The 19,449-nt window shown below is 41.3% G+C and carries 16 protein-coding genes; 3 read left to right on the top strand and 13 right to left on the bottom strand.

The window, feature by feature from the left end:
* Nucleotides 1-60 precede the first annotated feature (60 nt).
* Nucleotides 61-867 carry an envelope biogenesis factor ElyC gene (gene elyC / locus HFU86_RS06310; RefSeq protein ID WP_154609468.1) on the top strand — a complete coding sequence of 269 codons (807 nt, stop codon included), beginning with the start codon at nucleotides 61-63 and terminating at the stop codon, nucleotides 865-867.
* Nucleotides 868-929: 62 nt separating this feature from the next.
* On the opposite strand, the gene kdsB is transcribed toward elyC, so the two are convergent.
* From kdsB to seqA, 13 genes are all read right to left on the bottom strand, one after another.
* Nucleotides 930-1,676 carry a 3-deoxy-manno-octulosonate cytidylyltransferase gene (gene kdsB / locus HFU86_RS06305; protein ID WP_132494486.1) on the bottom strand — a complete coding sequence of 249 codons (747 nt, stop codon included), beginning with the start codon at nucleotides 1,674-1,676 and terminating at the stop codon, nucleotides 930-932.
* Nucleotides 1,677-1,680: 4 nt separating this feature from the next.
* A complete protein-coding gene (locus HFU86_RS06300; RefSeq protein WP_036951756.1) occupies nucleotides 1,681-1,860 on the bottom strand; it encodes a Trm112 family protein in 180 nt (59 codons plus the stop codon).
* 142 nt (nucleotides 1,861-2,002) lie between these two features.
* Nucleotides 2,003-2,218, bottom strand: coding sequence for a cold-shock protein (locus HFU86_RS06295; RefSeq protein WP_036951758.1), 216 nt, complete (start codon nucleotides 2,216-2,218; stop codon nucleotides 2,003-2,005).
* A gap of 456 nt (nucleotides 2,219-2,674) precedes the next feature.
* On the bottom strand, nucleotides 2,675-3,649 hold the full coding sequence (lpxK, locus tag HFU86_RS06290; protein ID WP_187128919.1) for a tetraacyldisaccharide 4'-kinase: 975 nt from the start codon (nucleotides 3,647-3,649) through the stop codon (nucleotides 2,675-2,677).
* Complete coding sequence (msbA, locus tag HFU86_RS06285) at nucleotides 3,642-5,390, bottom strand: lipid A ABC transporter ATP-binding protein/permease MsbA (protein ID WP_036951762.1); 1,749 nt, start codon at nucleotides 5,388-5,390, stop codon at nucleotides 3,642-3,644. The genes lpxK and msbA overlap by 8 nt, the downstream gene beginning before the upstream one ends.
* Nucleotides 5,391-5,425: 35 nt before the next feature.
* Entirely contained in the window at nucleotides 5,426-7,738 is a 2,313-nt protein-coding gene (locus HFU86_RS06280) for a DNA internalization-related competence protein ComEC/Rec2 (protein ID WP_187128918.1), read from the bottom strand.
* 294 nt (nucleotides 7,739-8,032) lie between these two features.
* The gene (gene ihfB / locus HFU86_RS06275; RefSeq protein WP_006657810.1) at nucleotides 8,033-8,320 is read right to left on the bottom strand and encodes an integration host factor subunit beta; all 288 of its coding nucleotides are present in this window, start codon (nucleotides 8,318-8,320) and stop codon (nucleotides 8,033-8,035) included.
* Nucleotides 8,321-8,374: 54 nt separating this feature from the next.
* Nucleotides 8,375-10,048, bottom strand: a complete 1,674-nt coding sequence (rpsA, locus tag HFU86_RS06270; RefSeq protein ID WP_006662163.1) for a 30S ribosomal protein S1 — start codon at nucleotides 10,046-10,048, stop codon at nucleotides 8,375-8,377.
* A 173-nt stretch (nucleotides 10,049-10,221) separates the two neighbouring features.
* Nucleotides 10,222-10,905: a (d)CMP kinase gene (gene cmk, locus HFU86_RS06265; protein WP_036951769.1), complete on the bottom strand. Its 684-nt coding sequence runs from the start codon at nucleotides 10,903-10,905 to the stop codon at nucleotides 10,222-10,224.
* A 191-nt stretch (nucleotides 10,906-11,096) separates the two neighbouring features.
* Complete coding sequence (aroA, locus tag HFU86_RS06260; RefSeq protein ID WP_187128917.1) at nucleotides 11,097-12,374, bottom strand: 3-phosphoshikimate 1-carboxyvinyltransferase; 1,278 nt, start codon at nucleotides 12,372-12,374, stop codon at nucleotides 11,097-11,099.
* 108 nt (nucleotides 12,375-12,482) lie between these two features.
* Nucleotides 12,483-13,571: a 3-phosphoserine/phosphohydroxythreonine transaminase gene (serC, locus tag HFU86_RS06255; protein WP_132494480.1), complete on the bottom strand. Its 1,089-nt coding sequence runs from the start codon at nucleotides 13,569-13,571 to the stop codon at nucleotides 12,483-12,485.
* 293 nt (nucleotides 13,572-13,864) lie between these two features.
* Nucleotides 13,865-15,499 carry a phosphoglucomutase (alpha-D-glucose-1,6-bisphosphate-dependent) gene (gene pgm, locus HFU86_RS06250; protein ID WP_187128916.1) on the bottom strand — a complete coding sequence of 545 codons (1,635 nt, stop codon included), beginning with the start codon at nucleotides 15,497-15,499 and terminating at the stop codon, nucleotides 13,865-13,867.
* Nucleotides 15,500-15,592: 93 nt separating this feature from the next.
* Nucleotides 15,593-16,141 (bottom strand): replication initiation negative regulator SeqA, encoded by a 549-nt coding sequence (gene seqA / locus HFU86_RS06245; protein WP_187128915.1) that lies wholly within the window; start codon nucleotides 16,139-16,141, stop codon nucleotides 15,593-15,595.
* Between the two features lie 222 nt (nucleotides 16,142-16,363).
* Between seqA and HFU86_RS06240 the strand changes: the two genes are divergently transcribed.
* Together HFU86_RS06240 and HFU86_RS06235 are read left to right on the top strand one after the other, a co-directional pair.
* Nucleotides 16,364-17,140, top strand: a complete 777-nt coding sequence (locus tag HFU86_RS06240; RefSeq protein ID WP_187128914.1) for an alpha/beta fold hydrolase — start codon at nucleotides 16,364-16,366, stop codon at nucleotides 17,138-17,140.
* Nucleotides 17,141-17,361: 221 nt separating this feature from the next.
* Nucleotides 17,362-19,449: a peptidase domain-containing ABC transporter gene (locus HFU86_RS06235; protein WP_187128913.1), complete on the top strand. Its 2,088-nt coding sequence runs from the start codon at nucleotides 17,362-17,364 to the stop codon at nucleotides 19,447-19,449.

The following is a 19,449-nucleotide window of genomic DNA, read 5'->3' as shown; positions in this document are numbered from 1 at the left end:
ATTGCTGATGCAGCTACATTTGACCCTATTCGCTTACATTATCTTCATAACAGGCTTTCTATGTTATTTCTGCTTAAAAAATACCTTGGTTCACTATTAATGCCTCTGCCCTTATTATTGATTATTGGGGGAATTGGACTGATTTTATTATGGTTTACCCGCTGGCAAAAAAGTGGAAAATCCTTAGTGACATTAAGCCTTGTTATCATCGCGCTATTAGGGCTACAACCTATTTCTGATAGGTTACTGGCGCCCGTTGAAGGCCCATATGATAAACGTTATGAGCTTATCACCACGAATCCACCTAAAGAGATAAAGTATATTGTGGTTTTGGGCGGTGGATTTACCTATAACCCAGACTGGAGTCCTAGCTCGAATTTACTCAGTAACAGCTTGCCTCGAGTCACTGAAGGGGTACGTCTTTATCTGCAACATCCGGGTAGCAAATTAATTTTTACTGGCGGTAAAGCCAGTAGCCCAATCAGTAGCGCCGAAGTCGCATCCATGGTCGCTCAATCTTTAGGGGTTCCAGCGACAGATACAATCCCGCTAACCGAACCGAAAGATACGCAAGAAGAAGCCTATGAAGTGGAAAAAATTATTGGTAAGCAGCCATTCTTGTTAGTGACTTCAGCGAACCATTTACCCCGTGCGTTGAAGATGTTTACGAGTCGTGGAATGCAGCCTTATCCAGCCCCAGCCAATCAATTGGTGATCACCAGCGATTTGAATCCTTGGGAGCGCTACATTCCTTCCGCATTTTATTTTAGCCACAGTGAACGAGCATGGTATGAGCTCATTGGTTCAATTTGGTGGCACTTAAAACCCGATAATACCCAGCCACTCGAAGATAATCAGGCGGAGTAAATACAAAGGGGAAACTTATTCAGTTTCCCCTTGTTTTATCAGACCATTATTCACACTAGAAATTATGGCTGAAATTCTTGTCTTACCAATTCGAGATCTTCTGGCGTATCCACCCCTGCGCCTGGTGCCTTTTCAGCAACCGCCACATGAATTTTCTCACCATACCAAAGCACACGAAGCTGCTCTAGCATCTCGATTTTCTCTAATGGGCTAGCATCCCATGCGATATAACGACGAATAAAGCCAGCGCGATAAGCGTAGATACCAATGTGGCGCAAGAAAGTATCACCGATGGTCTCTTTACTCTTTGCAAATTGGTCTCTATCCCACGGAATTGTCGCTCGAGAAAAATAAAGCGCGTAACCGTCTTTATCCATCACAACCTTCACCGCATTCGGATTAAAGGCTTCTTGCGCACAATGAATAGGGACAGCGAGTGTTCCCATATTTGCCTGACTACCTTGCAAATTATGAGCGACTTGGCGGATGATTTCAGGTGGGATCAGCGGTTCATCACCCTGCACATTGACAATAATTTCGTCATCGGAAAAGCCGTAAGTGTCAATCACTTCAGCCAAACGTTCCGTGCCAGATTGATGATCGGGATTAGTCATACAAGCTTCCCCACCTGCTGCGATGACCGCTGCAGCGACATCCGAGTGGTCAGTTGCAATAATAACTCGGCTGGCGCCTGACTTAATCGCTTGCTCCATGACACGAACAACCATCGGTTTACCGTGAATATCTGCTAAAGGCTTACCCGGTAATCGTGTTGAAGCGTAACGCGCAGGAATAATGACGGTAAACATAGGATTACAGTCCTTCGTCTAAAGCAACTTTACGTGCTTCGTTCTCAAGTAAAACGGGGATACCATCGCGAACAGGAAAAGCGAGATGATCAAACTTGCAGATTAATTCGAGGTTTTCTTTGTTGTAACTTAGTTTGCCGTGACAGGATGGGCAAGCAACAATTTCAAGTAAACGGTGATCCATGTTTTCTCCCAAATGGATTTAAACTCACTTGGCGTCAGGATATCACATGCAGGTATCACCGTTAACTCTATTCTTGCTTATTAAGATCTCCTGCGAAGAATGAGAGGATAGTGCAGGAGAAATATTTCTGTTAAGAATTCAATTAGTAAGCGATAACGTCTCTTGCCGTTATGCCATCTGAATTACGAGTAACAGAGAACTCGACGTTTTGACCTTCAGATAAAGATTTGATTTTTTTATTCGCAATTGACTTGGTTGTTACGAAGATATCATCGCCACCATTACGAGGTGAAATAAAGCCGTAACCTTCTTTTGCGTCAAACCATTTAACTTGGCCCATATGTAATTGAAAATTCATATTAAAACTCCTTCTTGTTCCGAGAACAATTTTTTATATTTGTATCATTACTCTCTACACGTTATTCCATTTATTTTGCTGAACTATTTATTTCGATCAGTTCATTCTGACCTATCTATTCAAGCTAATCTATTAACATAATTAAGAGTAATTAACTTAACCAATTTATGCATCAAATGTTTATGCATATCTTATAACGACCCAAGTGTAGGTTTCAGGCACCACACATTTACCGTGAACTTAACAGTCTATTTTGACATTATGATGACAACACGAAATAGTAGAGTAAGTAGTGTCTTGCGAGGATAAGTGACTAACTCAAGAACGGGTCGTAAAATTAAAGCTAGCAAATAATCCACTTATTAATGTATTGCAACTTGGTACATAATAAGTAGATCTGCATCACATTGCAGGTATTATTATCTGAAATTAATCCTAAAAGCAAGCTGTTTTATTTCAGATAAGTGATTTTATTTCACTTAAGAGTCGTTGTTCGCCTATTTTATCAAAATGCGCTTCCACAGGAAGATACCACCAATTGGTCTGTGCGAAGGAATGGCATTTAACAGCATCCTTTTCAGTCATCAGTAAATTTTGATTTGTTTCAGCTAAAGGAGCAAGTTGCAGCTGGCTATAAGCTTGATGATCAGAAAACGCATGAGTATTAATGAGTGTTAATCCCTTACTTTCTAAAGAAGAGAAAAAACGAGGTGGATGACCTATTCCAGCCATCGCAACCACATTGTTAAGCTCAGTGACCGAGATTTTTTCGCCTGTAACGAGGTTCACTGCCATATCCCCTTCTAGGGACATCAGTGTTTCATTCGAGTTAGGAACACCACCATTTACAATCATGGCGTTCACTGTCTTTAATCGCCCTGCGCGTTCACGCATTGGTCCCGCGGGTAACCACCAGCCATTACCAAAACGACGCTGCCCATCAATGACAACGATTTCATAGTCACGTTGCAATGCATAATGCTGTAAACCGTCGTCTGTAACAATAATATCTAATTGAAAATTATCGAGTAATGCTTTAATGGCATCACTACGTTTTGGAGCCACCGCAACAGGCGCATGAGTACGATGATAAATCAAAACTGGCTCATCACCTGCGGCTGCCGTCGTTGTCGTTTGGTCTAACACTAGTGGATAATGCTCAGATTGACCTCCATATCCACGAGAAACAACCCCAACACGAACACCTTGTTTCATGAGCGATTCAACTAGCCAAATAACCACAGGGGTTTTTCCATTTCCCCCTGCCGTTAAATTTCCCACGACCACAACAGGTACAGGGGCTTTCCATGAGCGAAATAATCCGGTTTTATAGCCAATATGACGTACTAACGTTATCACTCCATACAGAAATGATAATGGAAGCAACAAAATATAAAGCCATGATTTACCGGACCAAATTCGCTCAATCATTCTTAAATTGGATCCTATGTAATTGCGCGTATGCCCCATTTTTCGCTAATAGCGTTGAGTGGTCACCACGTTCAATGATATGACCATCTTGTACAACCAAGATTTGATCCGCATTTTCAATAGTGGATAAACGGTGAGCAATGACTAATGAAGTTCTATTCTTCTGTAATTCATCTAATGCAGCTTGAATTGCACGCTCTGATTCAGTATCCAGAGCGGATGTTGCTTCATCTAGAATCAAAATTGGTGCATCACGTAATAATGCACGAGCAATTGCAATACGCTGGCGTTGACCACCGGAAAGCATTACACCATTTTCACCAATCATCGTATCTAAGCCATTATCCAGCTTTTGTATAAAGTCCATGGCATAAGCCATTTCAGCGGCTTTTTCAATTTCTGCTCGGCTATATCGCCCATCTGTCGCATAGGCAATATTATTCGCAACAGTATCGTTGAATAAATATACATGCTGGGAAACCAGAGCCACTTGGCTACGCAATGACTCTAAGGTGTAATCACGAATATCATGCCCATCAATACGGATACTGCCCTTATCGATATCATAGAAGCGGGTAATTAAGTTAGCGATGGTCGATTTACCTGAACCCGAGCGTCCCACTAAAGCAACGGATTTGCCTGCAGGTAGCGTAAAAGAAACATCCTCTAGTGCAGGGTGCTCTTTGGTTTGATAAGTAAACGTGACTGAGTCGAACTCAATATCACCTTTCACTTGAGTCAGAACTTTCGTTCCTTCATCTTTCTCTTTTTCAGTATCTAAAATCGCAAATAACGTTTGGCAAGCTGCCATTCCACGCTGGAATTGCGCATTAACATTAGTTAGAGACTTAAGTGGGCGCATTAACGCAAACATGGACGAGAAAACAACACCTATCGTACCTGGCGATAATTGCTCTTTAATTTCAGGGAAACTTGCTGCGTACAAAACAAACGCTAATGCAAAAGAGGCAATCATCTGAACAATAGGGTCAGAAATAGCTGAGGCGCTAACCATCTTCATATTTTGACGGCGCATATTATTGCTGACTTTATCAAAACGTTCAGTTTCGACTTTCTGCCCACCAAAAATGAGGACTTCTTTATGGCCTTTAAGCATCTGCTCAGCGCTAGTCGTCACATGTCCCATACCCGTTTGCATGTTTTTGCTAATTTTACGAAAACGCTTAGAAACTACGCGGATGGTGATAGAGACGACAGGAGCAATAGCAATCAAAATCAACGACAATTGCCAGCTGTTATAAAACATAATACCAAATAACGCGATGATATAAGTTCCTTCGCGAATAATGGTAATGAGAGCACCGGAAGCCGAAGATGCAACCTGCTCTGAATCATAGGTAATACGCGATAATAAAGTCCCTGTGGATTGCTGGTCAAAATAGCTCACCGGCATTCCCATCATATGACCAAATAATTTGCGGCGCATACTCATCACTACTTTTCCTGACACCCAAGAAACGCAGTATGTAGAGACGAAACTTGAAGATCCACGCACGATCATCAAGCCTAAAATTGCCAACGGTAACCACTTCAATGTGTTGTTATCCGCTTTACCAAAACCGTCATCTAATAATGGTTTCAATAAAGAAATCATAAACGCATCACCTGCGGCGTTGATGATAAGAGCAATTGCTGCAACAACTAATCCAATTTTAAAAGGCGCAATGGTTGGCCATAGGCGCTTAAATGTTTGCTTTGTCGATAGGTCTTGATCATTCATGCTTTTATTACCAGACTTAATGTAAGCGCACTATTCTACAAGGGAAATTGGCGATCACCAAACCACAGATGATACCAACGTGGATTAATTTCTTTTCTGTAACGCAAAATCTCCATTTTTTCTTTTTTAAAACATATTGTTACCTGCCCCTCATCCGCCGTATTTAGCCACTGAATATTCTTTTTAGCATAGCGCAAATAGACTTTATCTGATGGAATTTTCCATGGGCTATATCTCGCAGAGGAAACGAGTGCCAACGTTGGCCGTACTTTTCGTATAAATAAAGATGTTGAAGATGTATTACTCCCATGATGAGGAACAAATAAAATATCCGCTTTGAGCTGCCCATCATTTTGTAATACTAACTTTTTTTCACCTTGTTTTTCCAAATCCCCCGTAAGTAATAGTCGCCGATACCCATCACTGACCTGAATCACGCAAGAATCATTATTATGCGATATCTCAGATAATTTATCGGGCCACAATACTTCGAACCTTAACATTCCCCATTGCCAACGTTGTCCTTGATAACAAGCAAGATGATTGGGTTGACCAAAGCTGCTACGTAAACTTAACCATGGGTATGCTTCGATTAAATCAGAAGTACCACCAGTATGGTCAAGGTGATTATGACTTAAGATTACGTTAATAGGCGTGATTTGATGATGCTTTAAGAAAGGAATAATTTGCCGCTTCGCATTGCTTCCATCACTCCAGCGGTTTCCCGTATCATATAAAACCGCTTGTTGATTTTGCACCATAACCACAGCAAGCCCATGTCCAATATCCAACAAAGTTAAGCACCAGTCATGCTCTTCATGCTGGTTTTGACTCTTAGTAAAAAATAATAAAAAACCAATACAACTTAATAAACCAAGATAATTTTTATACCAACCGAATAAGATAATGAAAGCAAATACCCAACAAAAAAACACGGTGTAAATAGACATTGTGTTAATTTCAGTCCAAAACCCGCTTAAATATGTCAGAGGTCTTAGCCCAAACTCGAGAATATTATCAATTAGTCCGAAAGCAACATTATGCCAAGATCTCAGAGGCAGCAATAGCGTGCTAAAAATAACGGGTACTACTCCCCAAGTAATAAGAGGCACAAACCATAAGTTTGCAAATAAGCTCATGACATTAATACCGTTAAACAGCAATACTTGAATAGGTATTAGTAAAATCAATAAACCAATTTGCAGATGAATTAGTGGCACTATTTTTCCCATGATTGGATGACAACTCAACGTAGACGAAATAGGAAAAATACGAAACCAATACAGAATAGCTAATACAGCAAAGCTTGATAACCAAAAGCTATCGGAAAGGATGGCAAGCGGATCAAACAATAAAATCCCAGCAATACTCCATAACGCCCATTGCCACGGAAAACAAAAAAATGGCTGCTTACGAACATAAATCCAAAATAGCAATGCAAATACAGCGCGAGTTGCTGGAATCGCAAAATTCGACAACCAAGCATAGAGTAAGGCAAATATAACGCCTGAAAATAATGGTAAATTCTCACCTATCCATTTAACGGGTAGGAAAAATTGCAATAAGCGAGCGCATAAGTAACCAATTAAATAGGCGATTCCAATATGCAATCCAGAGATTGCGATCAAGTGTGTCAATCCTGTTGATTGCAATAATTGTATATGTTCGACAGAAAGCCGTCCTCTTTCCCCAAACATTAACGCATAAATAATTCCATGATTTTGTCGTGTCGAAAGTATTTCGCCGAACTGGTCAATAATTTTTTGCCGTAGAGAACATTGCTGGTCTATTTGTACTGCTTGTTTGATTTTTAGTGTACCGATGACTCGTTGAGCAATGAAATGCCTTTGCAGATCAAATCCACCCTCATTCAGAGAAGCATGAGCTGGATTTAGCTTACCAACAACTCGCCATTGCTGCCCTGCACACACATTTTCATGATTATTTTGTTTTAAATTCCATGAAGCATAGAGCGGAGGAAAAATTCGTGCTCCATCGACTCTATCTATCCTTACTCTCTTTTTAACCTCATCCTGATTTAGTGGAATACTAATAATCGTAATATCCCATTGACGATGAGAACTGCTTAAAATGTCGATTTTCTTTCGTACTTCAACACCATGCCAGCAAGCCCAAAGAAATCCCATTCCCATTAATGCCAAAAATCGAACTCTCTTATTGCGCCAAATAATAACCAGAGTAACTAGCAGAATAATACCGGTCACTAAATAGTGACTAGAACGAGGAAGATTTGGCAATAAAAGTAGTGGTAGCGTACCAATAATTAGTGCAATAGAAGCTTCTGTATAAGAGACCGTATTTTGATAATACTGGCTATAGTTTCCCATCGAATTTAAACCTACCTACAATTATTCCTATACAGATAAGTTAAATGCATCCACCGTGATTCAATAACCTTATAATTAGAAAGTTTAAATCGTGATTCCAAAATGATGTGTAATGCAAAAGAATTAAAAATTGAGTTGCGAAGCACTTCGCAAAAATAACTTCAAATGATGGATTCAATAAGATGTTCGAAAGAAATATAGGGAAAATTGAAAGGGTAGATTGCAGACATAAAAAAAACAGCGCTATATCAATATAAGCGCTGTTTTATAGTAATAATTAAGATTTACAGTCGATTATTGGCCGTAAATATTTACACGGTCGCGTAACTCTTTACCTGGTTTAAAGTGGGGAACGTATTTACCTTCCAGTTCCACTTTATCACCTGTTTTTGGGTTACGGCCAACGCGTGGAGCACGGTAGTGAAGAGAAAAACTGCCGAATCCACGGACTTCAATACGCTCGCCTTCAGCTAACGTATCAGCCATATGCTCAAGTATTTCCTTTACAGCTTCCTCAACGGTTTTTGCTGAAAGATGAGACTGCTGGCTAGCCAGTCTTTCAATTAATTCAGACTTGGTCATAGTACCTCCCTAAACTACCGATACAAAGGGGTAACCGAAGTTACCCCCACTTAATTATTCGCCTTTAGCTGCTTTGAAAGCTTCAGCCATTGCATTGTTGCCGAATGCAGTATCTTCTTGCTTGTTCACAGCTGCGACAGCGTCTTTCTCATCAGCTTCGTCTTTAGCGCGAACAGACAGGTTGATTACACGGTTTTTACGGTCAACACCAGTGTATTTAGCTTCAACATCATCACCAACGTTCAGAACCAGAGTTGCATCTTCAACACGGTCACGTGAAGCTTCTGATGCACGCAGGTAACCTTCAACGCCCAGAGTCAGCTCTACAGTTGCACCTTTAGCATCAACTGCGATTACTTTACCAGTAACGATTGCGCCTTTCTTGGTTGCTGCCAGGTAGTTGTTGAATGGATCTTCAGCTAACTGTTTAACGCCCAGAGAGATACGCTCACGCTCTGCGTCGACTTGCAGAACAACAGCTGCGATTTCGTCGCCTTTTTTGTAGTCACGAACTGCTTCTTCGCCTGCAACGTTCCAGGAGATGTCAGACAGGTGAACCAGGCCATCGATGCCGCCGTCTAGACCAATGAAGATACCGAAGTCAGTGATTGACTTGATCTTACCTTCAACACGGTCGCCTTTGTTGTGAGTCTCAGCGAATTGCTGCCATGGGTTAGATTTGCATTGTTTCAGGCCTAAAGAGATACGACGACGTTCTTCATCGATATCCAGAACCATAACTTCAACAACATCACCAACGTTAACAACTTTAGATGGGTGGATGTTTTTGTTAGTCCAATCCATTTCTGAAACGTGAACCAGACCTTCAACGCCTTCTTCGATTTCTACGAAGCAACCGTAGTCAGTCAGGTTAGTAACGCGACCAGTCAGTTTAGTACCTTCTGGGTAACGTTTAGCGATTGCGACCCAAGGATCTTCGCCCAGTTGTTTCAGACCCAGAGAAACACGAGTGCGCTCACGGTCGAATTTCAGAACTTTAACATTGATTTCATCACCAACGTTGACGATTTCGCTTGGGTGTTTAACACGTTTCCAAGCCATGTCAGTGATGTGCAGCAGGCCGTCAACACCGCCCAGATCAACGAATGCACCGTAGTCAGTAAGGTTCTTAACGATACCTTTAACTTCCATGCCTTCTTGCAGGTTTTCCAGCAGTTGATCGCGCTCAGCGCTGCTTTCAGATTCAATTACAGCACGACGAGAAACAACAACGTTGTTGCGTTTCTGATCCAGCTTGATTACTTTGAACTCAAGCTCTTTGCCTTCCAAGTGCGTAGTATCACGAACTGGGCGTACATCTACCAGTGAACCTGGTAAGAAAGCACGAATGCCGTTCAGTTCTACAGTGAAACCACCTTTAACTTTACCGTTGATAACACCAGTTACAGTTTCAGCTTCTTCGTAAGCTTTTTCCAGCATCAGCCATGCTTCATGACGTTTAGCTTTCTCACGAGACAGAATAGTTTCACCGAAACCATCTTCTACTGCATCCAGAGCTACATCGATTTCGTCGCCAACTTGGATTTCCAGCTCACCCTGAGCATTTTTGAACTGTTCTACTGGGATAGCAGATTCTGATTTAAGACCTGCGTCTACCAGGACTACGTCTTTATCGATAGCAACTACTGTACCGCGTACAATAGAACCAGGACGAGTTTCAATATTCTGCAGGGATTCTTCAAAGAGTTGAGCAAAAGATTCAGTCATATTAATGATCTTCAAGTGTCTTATATTAACGTCCATTTAGCATCCCGCCAAATGGGGTTGTTTCACATACCCCACAACACTCCTTGTCGTAAGGTTTTAACCATGCTAGAAAATAACCAGCATGGAGGTAATTGCGTATATTATCTAATTATAAGCTAAAATAAAGCCTATTATCACGATAATTGTAGAATTTTTTTCGCGTAGGTGCGTGCTTTTTCAATAACTTCCTCAATAGACATACTTGTGGAGTCCAGCACTAACGCATCTTTAGCGGCAATAAGAGGAGCAACCGGACGGTTACGATCCCGATAATCGCGCTCTTGAATTTCGGTCAAAAGTCGCTCAAAGTTAACATCAAACCCTTTCTCCTGCAACTGCTTCATCCGGCGATGAGCTCGCTCCTCGGCGGAGGCATCCAGAAAAATTTTCACTGGCGCATCAGGAAAAACCACCGTACCCATATCACGACCATCAGCGATTAAACCGGGCATCATTCTAAATGCTCGCTGGCGTCTTAACAGTGCTTCTCGCACGCGTGGGAATGTGGCTGTTTGAGATGCGGTGTTCCCGACAGTTTCTTGCCTAATTTCATTAGACACATCTTCACCTTCGAGAATAACTTTTAAACGATTTTCTTCAGGTACAAAACGCACATCTAAATTTGCAGCTAAAGGCACTAAAGCATCTTCAGATTGAATATCGACGTGGTGATGCAGAGCCGCTAACGCTAATACGCGGTAAATCGCACCAGAGTCTAATAATTGCCATCCAAATTCATTTGCTAATGCTTGGCAAAGAGTACCCTTACCCGCTCCGCTTGGTCCATCAACCGTGATTACAGGGGCGATAGCCACCATAAAAAATCTCCTTTCCTGCAAATAGCTTCAGCTACCCGCAATTAAAATCTGTGGGAGTATTATACCTACTCATCGATATTGTGAAATACGCAGGTGAGTTTGTTGCAAATAAAAATAGATTGAAGGTAAGGAAAATGAAAGGAAAAAATTGGTTGATAACACATTGATGTTAATCAACCAATCCAATTCAGTTAGTGACTTAATCGTGCGAGTTGCTGGAAATAATCAGGGAAAGTTTTTGCTGTACAACCCGGATCTAGAATCGTCACAGGGGTATCGGAAAGCGCTACCAATGAAAAGCACATCGCGATACGATGGTCATTATAGGTTTCGATTTCAGCGTGTTTTATCTGGGCTGGTGGTACGACACGGATAAAATCATGCCCTTCTTCTACTTCCGCGCCCACTTTACGCAGTTCGGTCGCCATTGCATATAATCGATCTGTTTCTTTCACTCGCCAGTTATAGATATTACGAATGACTGTCTCGCCCTTTGCAAATAGAGCGACCGTTCCGATAGTCATCGCTGCATCGGGAATAGCGTTCATATCCATATCAATGCCGTTCAGAGTGCCACGCTCACATTCAACGTAATCATCCCCCCAGCGGATAATTGCGCCCATTTTTTCCAAAACGTTAGCGAACTTAGTATCACCCTGTAAGCTATTACGGCCGATCCCAGTGACTCGGACTACGCCGCCTTTAATCGCTGCTGCGGCGAGGAAATAAGAAGCAGAAGACGCATCCCCCTCGACAAGGTACTCACCTGGGGATACATACTGCTGCTGGCCTTTAATCACAAATTTTTGGTATTGATGATTTTCAACATCCACACCAAAGGTTTTCATTAATGCCAGCGTAATGTCGATATAAGGCTTGGAAACCAAATCACCCGCAATAGTAATTACCGTGTCCTGAGAAGCTAAAGGCGCTGCCATTAATAATGCGGTTAAAAATTGGCTAGAAACCGAGCCATCTACGGAAATATTCCCACCAACAAAGCCACCATTTAAGCGCATCGGAGGGTAATTTTCTTGTTCAAGATAATCAATATCAGCACCGCCTTCTCTTAAGGCATCAACTAAGTGACCAATTGGGCGCTCTTTCATTCGAGGCTCGCCTGTCAGCACAATATTATTTGCGCATAATGACAGTGCTGCTGTTAATGGACGCATCGCGGTGCCCGCATTACCTAAAAAGATCTCAAGCTCACTTTGATGAGATAAACAGCCATTTATCCCTTCAACTTGGCAACGAGTTTTATCTTCAGATAATTGATATTTAACACCTAGCAGGCTTAATGCATTCAGCATATGGCGAATATCATCACTGTCTAATAAGTTAGTCAGTACCGTGGTGCCTTTTGCCATGGCGGCTAATAGAAGTGCGCGGTTGGAGACACTTTTTGACCCCGGCAGATTAATGGTGCCATTAATTGAAGAAATTGGTTGTAATGTCAGGGATTGCATGAAAAGTGATTTCTCCGATGTGATTTGCTACTTTTTTATCGTTATTTAAATTAATAAGCCGACTCGTTCTTCCTGAGCAAATCGGCTTGACTACTAGTACATCATAAATTAGGCATGATGGCGTTCAAAATCAGCCATAAAGTCGACTAACGCCTGAACACCCGCCAGCGGCATCGCATTATAAATAGATGCACGCATTCCGCCTGAAACCTTGTGGCCTTTTAGTGATAATAACCCTTGGTTTTTAGCATCTTCGATAAATGTTGCATCCAGTGCAGGGTTTTGCATTTGGAATGGTACGTTCATCCAAGAACGGTTTTCCACTGCGACACGGTTAATATAGAATTCACTGTCATCAATTGCGCTATACAGTAACTGTGATTTTTCATAGTTACGTTTTGCAATTTCCTGCAATCCGCCTTGCTCTTTTAACCATTTGAAAACCATACCCGCTAAATACCAAGCAAAAGTTGGCGGAGTATTGAACATGGATTCATATTGCGCAAGTACAGTGTAATCGAAAACAGATGGCGTTTGAGGCGAAGCTTTGCCTAGTAGGTCTTCACGAATGATAACCAGCGTTAAACCTGCTGGACCAATATTTTTCTGTGCACCGGCATAAATCACACCATAGCGACTTACATCGATAGGTTTAGATAAAATCGCAGATGAATAGTCAGCAACAATAATTTTGTCCGCAGGGAAATCAGGCTCTTCATGGATAGCTAAGCCACCAATGGTTTCATTCGGGCAGTAATGAACATAGGCAGCATCTTTGCTTAATGGCCATTCACTCATTGGTTTAATGCTGATAACACCGTTGTTTTCTTGAACGACATCAATCACGTTCGGTGTGCAATATTTTTGAGCTTCTTTGGCTGCCGATTCAGACCAATAGCCACTGACAATGTAGTCAGCTGTCGTTTTATCGCCTAACAGGTTCATTGGCAGCGTGGCAAAGTGAGCACGAGCACCACCATGACAGAATAAAACTTTATAGTTATCAGGGATATTTAATAAGTCGCGTAAATCTTGTTCTGCTTCTTTCGCAACTTCAATAAAATCCTTCCCGCGATGGCTCACTTCCATCACAGAAACCCCTAAACCTTTCCAGTTACAAAATTCTTGCTCTGCACGGCGCATGACTTCAATGGGTAACATTGCCGGTCCTGCGCTAAAATTATAAACCTGACTCATTGACCTTACCTACCTTCAATATTGTTAGTTAACATCACTCAGATACCTAAAGTTGTATCATTCCGTGCCACTAGCTGCAACGGTTATTACGTATCGATGACAAAAACAAAAGGTCAAATTTGAAGGGTAAAAAAAAGAAAACAATTTTGTTAATAGCGTCACAGAATCAGCTACCGCAATTTTATGAAGTAATGTGTGCTAAAAAGGGGATAAAATCTCGAATCTGCTTTATTTTGTAGTCGGGGATTTAATGATGAAAAGCGGGCGATTACCACCCGCTTTAAAGACAATAATTAGCTAATGACTTTACTGACGATTTCAATCGCTTCTTTCTCAATCAAGTGAAGATGTTCTTCACCACGGAAGCTTTCACAGTAAATTTTGTAGGCTTCTTCAGTACCTGATGGGCGAGCGGCAAACCAACCATAGTCAGTCATGATTTTTAACCCACCAATTGATGCACCATTGCCTGGAGCCGCTGTTAAACGCTGAGTAATTTTATCACCCGCTAGTGTGTCTGCTGATACCATTTCTGGCGACAATTTGCTTAACTTAGCTTTCTGCTCGTGGGTCGCTTTCGCTTGGATACGACTGTAGATTGGAGCCCCAAATTTTTCAGCGAGTTTATTATAACGCTGCTGAGGGTTTTCCCCTGTTACCGCTGTAATTTCTGCAGCAAGCAGACATAGAATAATTCCGTCTTTATCCGTCGACCACGGCGTGCCATCAAATTTTAAAAATGAAGCACCAGCACTCTCTTCGCCACCAAAACCAAGGCTGCCGTTAAATAAACCATCCACAAACCATTTAAAACCGACAGGCACTTCAATGAGTTCACGGCCAATATCATTAACAACACGGTCAATCATGGCGCTGGAAACTAACGTTTTACCTACAGCAACTTCTTTGCCCCATTGAGGGCGATGTTGGAATAGATAATCAATAGCAACAGCAAGATAGTGGTTAGGATTCATTAACCCGCTTGGGGTAACAATACCGTGGCGATCATAATCCGGATCGTTCGCAAACGCTAAATCAAAATTTTCCTTCATGCCCAGCAAGCCTGCCATCGCCCAGCGGGATGAACAGTCCATGCGGATCACACCATCGTGGTCTAATGGCATAAAGCGGAATGTTTGGTCTAGCTGGTCATTAACAATTTCAATATCTAATTGATAATACTCTGCAATTTTTTTCCAGTATTCAATACCGGAACCACCCAGAGGATCGACACCGATTTTTAATCCTGATTTTTGGATAGCTTGCATATCCACAACTTCGCCGAGCGCACGAACATATGGCATCACCAGATCTTGTTCTGTTACAAAACCACTCGCCATTGCATCAGCAAAATCTAAACACTTCACGCCATCAAGATCGGCTGCAAGTAACTGATTTGCATTCTGTTCAATAACCGATGTTAAATCTGTATCTGCAGGACCACCGTTTGCAGGATTATATTTAATCCCACCATCTTCTGGTGGATTATGGGATGGAGTAATTACAATGCCGTCGGCAACATCTTGATGTGCATTGTTATAACTTAAAATCGCGTGGGAGATTGCCGGAGTTGGGGTAAAACCGTTATCTTCTTGAACAATAACATGAACTTGGTTAGCTGCTAATACTTCAATCACCGATATAAAGGCTGCTTCTGACAGCGCATGGGTATCTTTACCCACATAACAAGGTCCTGTTACCCCTTGCTGCTTACGCAGATCCGCTATCGCTTGAGCGATTGCCAGAATGTGATTTTCATTAAAGTTGTTACGCAGCGAACTACCACGGTGCCCAGAAGTCCCAAACTTGACGGCCTGAGAAGACACATCGGGATCTGGCTGTTGGGTATAATATTGAGCCGTTAACTGAGCAACGTTAATCAAATCACTTTGAAATGGAAGCTGCCCTGCTCGTTCATGAATTGCCACTTGTTATCTCCCAAAGCACTGATGATTAGCGTGAAACACCAGTGACTTCACAATGTTTAGATGACTATCAAGGTTAGATAGTATTTACCAAAGTTAAATTGTATTGCCGACTTTTTCGATGACATTCGCTGGGAAGTTCATCTCTTGCATAATCGCATCAATCATACTGCGCTTGCGATTGGTGTTGGTGTTAGTGATCACCCAATACGGCGTGCCTGGTATATGGCGAGGTTTTGATTGCTTACCCGCAGCCAGTAGTGTTTGCTCATCACCAGCAAAATAAACACGGGTACGACCATGCATGGACTCTGTTGCGTTCTCAAAGCTTTTCGCATCTAAGCTATATAGCGTTGAAAGAATTAGCATAAAGCGATCAATCGCCTTATTTTTTTCTGCATAAGCATCAGATAATAATAATTCTCTGATCACTCTCACAGGGTTTTGAGCAACCACCTTGGTATTCATCACCGGCACATCTTGTGACGCTAACGGTGCTACACTCACTTCTTTTGCGGGTACTGGCTGCTGCGCGGATTTGAAATTTAGCATGCGGCGTAAAATATCCGATGCACTTTCACCGATATGCTGTGTGTGACTTGCAATATAGCGGTAAAGCTCTTCATCAACTTCTATCGTTTTCATTTTTTCCCAGTACTTTCTTAATCTAAAATTCGCGCCAGATTATAAGCCAGATTTAAAAAAAACAAAACAATTAAAATTTCAATAACTTAAAACAAACAACGAGTTAAGTTTCATGGGATTTCAGTAAGTTATCTTGTTCTGATTATACAGATTTGGTTTTTTGGCATCACCATGCCATGATAAGTCTTCAATCTGACAAACAATATCAATCGTAGTCCAAATATGACCGAATTACTCAATTATACAATCCATAAACCTGAAAATCCGATCACCGTCACCCCCGTCGTTTTGATCCATGGACTCTTTGGTGACCTGAATAATTTAGGTGTTTTAGGTCGTGACTTACAAAACTATTTCGATACTATTCAAATCGATGTACGCAATCATGGTGACTCATTTCGTTCTGACGAAATGGAATACCAACAAATGGCCAAAGATGTGATTTCACTCGTAAAATCCCTTGGTTACCACAATGCCATTCTTATTGGACATTCTATGGGTGGAAAAATTGCCATGGCTGCCAGTGAAATAGCACCTGATTTCATCGAAAAAATTGTGGCCATCGATATCGCACCTGTCGCTTACAACGTTCGCCGCCATGACGAAATTATTGCGGCACTAGAAGCAACAACTCAAGCGCACTCTAAAACCCGTCAAGAGGCTAGCGGCATTATGCGCGAATTCATTCCCGAAGAAGGTGTCATTCAATTCTTACTTAAATCCTTTAAACAAGGTGAGTGGAAATTCAATCTTTTGGCAATCAAAGCTAATTATGAAAAGATCATCGGATGGAAAACGGTGCCTGCATGGAATAAACCGGTGTTACTGATCCCCGGCGGAAACTCACCCTATGTGCAAGCCGAATACCGCGACAGCATTGCAGCTCAGTTTCCTCAAGCCAAAGCTTGGGTAGTTGCCGATGCTGGGCATTGGGTTCATGCCGAAAAGCCGGAGCATGTGCTACGAGCGATTCACCGATTTTTAGCTATTCCCGACTAATCTAACCGCCTTGACTCCCACAATCCTGATATTGAATATTCAAATCTTCAATATCAGGATAAAATACATCCATTAAATATATTCATATTCAAATAATAAGACGAACTTCAATACACTTGTAATTATGATGACTGTATTATCTACCTTGATTAAATAATAATATTTTTCAAATCGATATATACACAGACATTATTAAATATACAGGATGATGAATATACACAATGGAAAGTGTCAAAACACAATCAACATTATATTTTATTGGCATTATTGCAAAACTTTCTGGTGAAATTGATTATGATGATTTCACACAGAAAACAGAGAATATAAATCAAATTCAAGATTATATTAAAACAATAAAAAATAATTATCAGATTAAATGCAAGAACAAGCATCAGCGCGATAAAAGTATCGCTAAACTACCATCCCCCACCATTCTTTATGATAACGATGGTTATGCTTTTTTGTTGGCTAATCATAATCAAGAGCAAGTGCTCATTCAGCGTTTTGGTCATCCTGCACCTGAAATATGGAGCCATGAAGAGCTACAAAAAAATTGGAATGGGAATTGGCTTCACGTCAAAGTTAAACAAGGAAAATTCGATATTTCATGGTTCCAAACGGAATTTATGAAGTACCGTAAAATCATCACTTGGGTATTGGTTTTCTCTTTTATTTTACAAATATTAGCGCTAGCTTCCCCCATTGTGATGCAGGTTATTATGGATAAGGTACTTATTCATAATAGTATATCGACCTTGGATGTTTTAATTTTCGGTTTAATCGTCGCCGCGATTATTGAAGTCATCTTAAAAGGGCTACGAGAATATATTTATAATCATACCGTCAATCGAATTGATATGACATTAGGATTAAAGTTAGTTAATCACTTATTGCACCTGCCTATTTCATTTTTTAAAAATCGACAAATTGGAGCCATTGTTACTCGAGTTAAAGAATTGGAAACTATCCGAGAATTCTTAACCAATAGCTTTTTCACTCTGTGTGTCGATGTTCTGTTCTTGTTCGTTTTCATCTATGTGATGAACTTACTTTCCACCACCCTCACTTTACTTTTCCTCTGTTCTATTCCCTGTTATTTATTGGTCGCTTGGTGGCTCACGCCGAAAATTGAAGCCGCAGCTCAGCAACAGTTTGCCAATATTGCGGTGAATACCTCATTCTTGACAGAAAGCGTTAATGGAGTTGAAACCGCCAAGAGCTTATCCATTGAACCAAGCTTTACCCGTCGGTGGGATAAACAAACGGCAGATATGAGCCAAACCAATTTTGTGTCTGGGCAAATTAGTTCACGCTCTGAACACATTGTCATGGTCATTGAAAAGGTGACAAGCGCTATCATTCTATGGGTTGGCGCATCTGAAGTTCTTGCACTGCAATTGACTATTGGACAATTCATTGCCTTTCATATGATGGTCAATCATGCAAATCAGCCTCTCGTAAAACTGGTCAAATTATGGGGGGATTATATTCGAACCAAAGTGGCAGTAGAAAAACTGTCACAGATCATTAATCTTCCGCAAGAACAGAGCAAAAAAGGAAATGAATCTCGACTCAGTGGCAATATTCAATTGCATAACATTAGCTTCCGTTATCAACCTAATATGCCGACCGTCCTCAATAACTTTAACCTTTCAATAAAAGCCGGGGAAACCATTGGTATTGTAGGTACATCAGGCTCTGGGAAAAGTACTCTCGCTCGGCTAATTTTGCGTTTATACACCCCAGAAAAAGGGGGAATCTATCTTGATGGAACGCCAATTACAGCACTTAGCCTTGCTTCCCTAAGGCAGCAGATTGGTATTGTTTTGCAGGAGAATTTTCTATTTCATCAGTCTGTTTTCGACAACATTGCTCAAACTCGCCCTAATGCCTCAATGGATGAAGTTGTGAATGCTGCAAAAATGGCGGGTGCCCACGATTTCATACTTAAATTGCCGATGGGCTATGACACAATCTTAGCCGAAGGCGGTTCCTCTCTTTCTGGAGGACAACGCCAACGCATCGCCATTGCCAGAACACTGTTGTCGGATCCGAAGATCATTATTTTCGATGAAGCCACCAGCGCCTTAGATGATGAATCCCAAGCTATCATTCAAGAAAATATGCAAGAAATAGCCAAAGGACGTACCGTAATTACTATTGCCCACCGCCTTTCGACGATCCGTAACCACCAGAAAATTATCGTGATGCAGCAAGGGCAAATTGTTGAGCAAGGCAGCCATCAACAATTAATCGAGAACAATAAATTTTATACACATTTATGGACGCTTCAGCAGTCTCTAAAATAA

Origin of the sequence: Providencia sp. JUb39 (assembly GCF_012272845.1) — a bacterium.
In the GTDB taxonomy this organism is placed as follows: Bacteria; Pseudomonadota; Gammaproteobacteria; order Enterobacterales; family Enterobacteriaceae; genus Providencia; species Providencia lanzhouensis.
The sequence above is the reverse complement of the archived record's forward strand: the minus strand, read 5'-3'. Positions and strand labels throughout refer to the sequence as shown.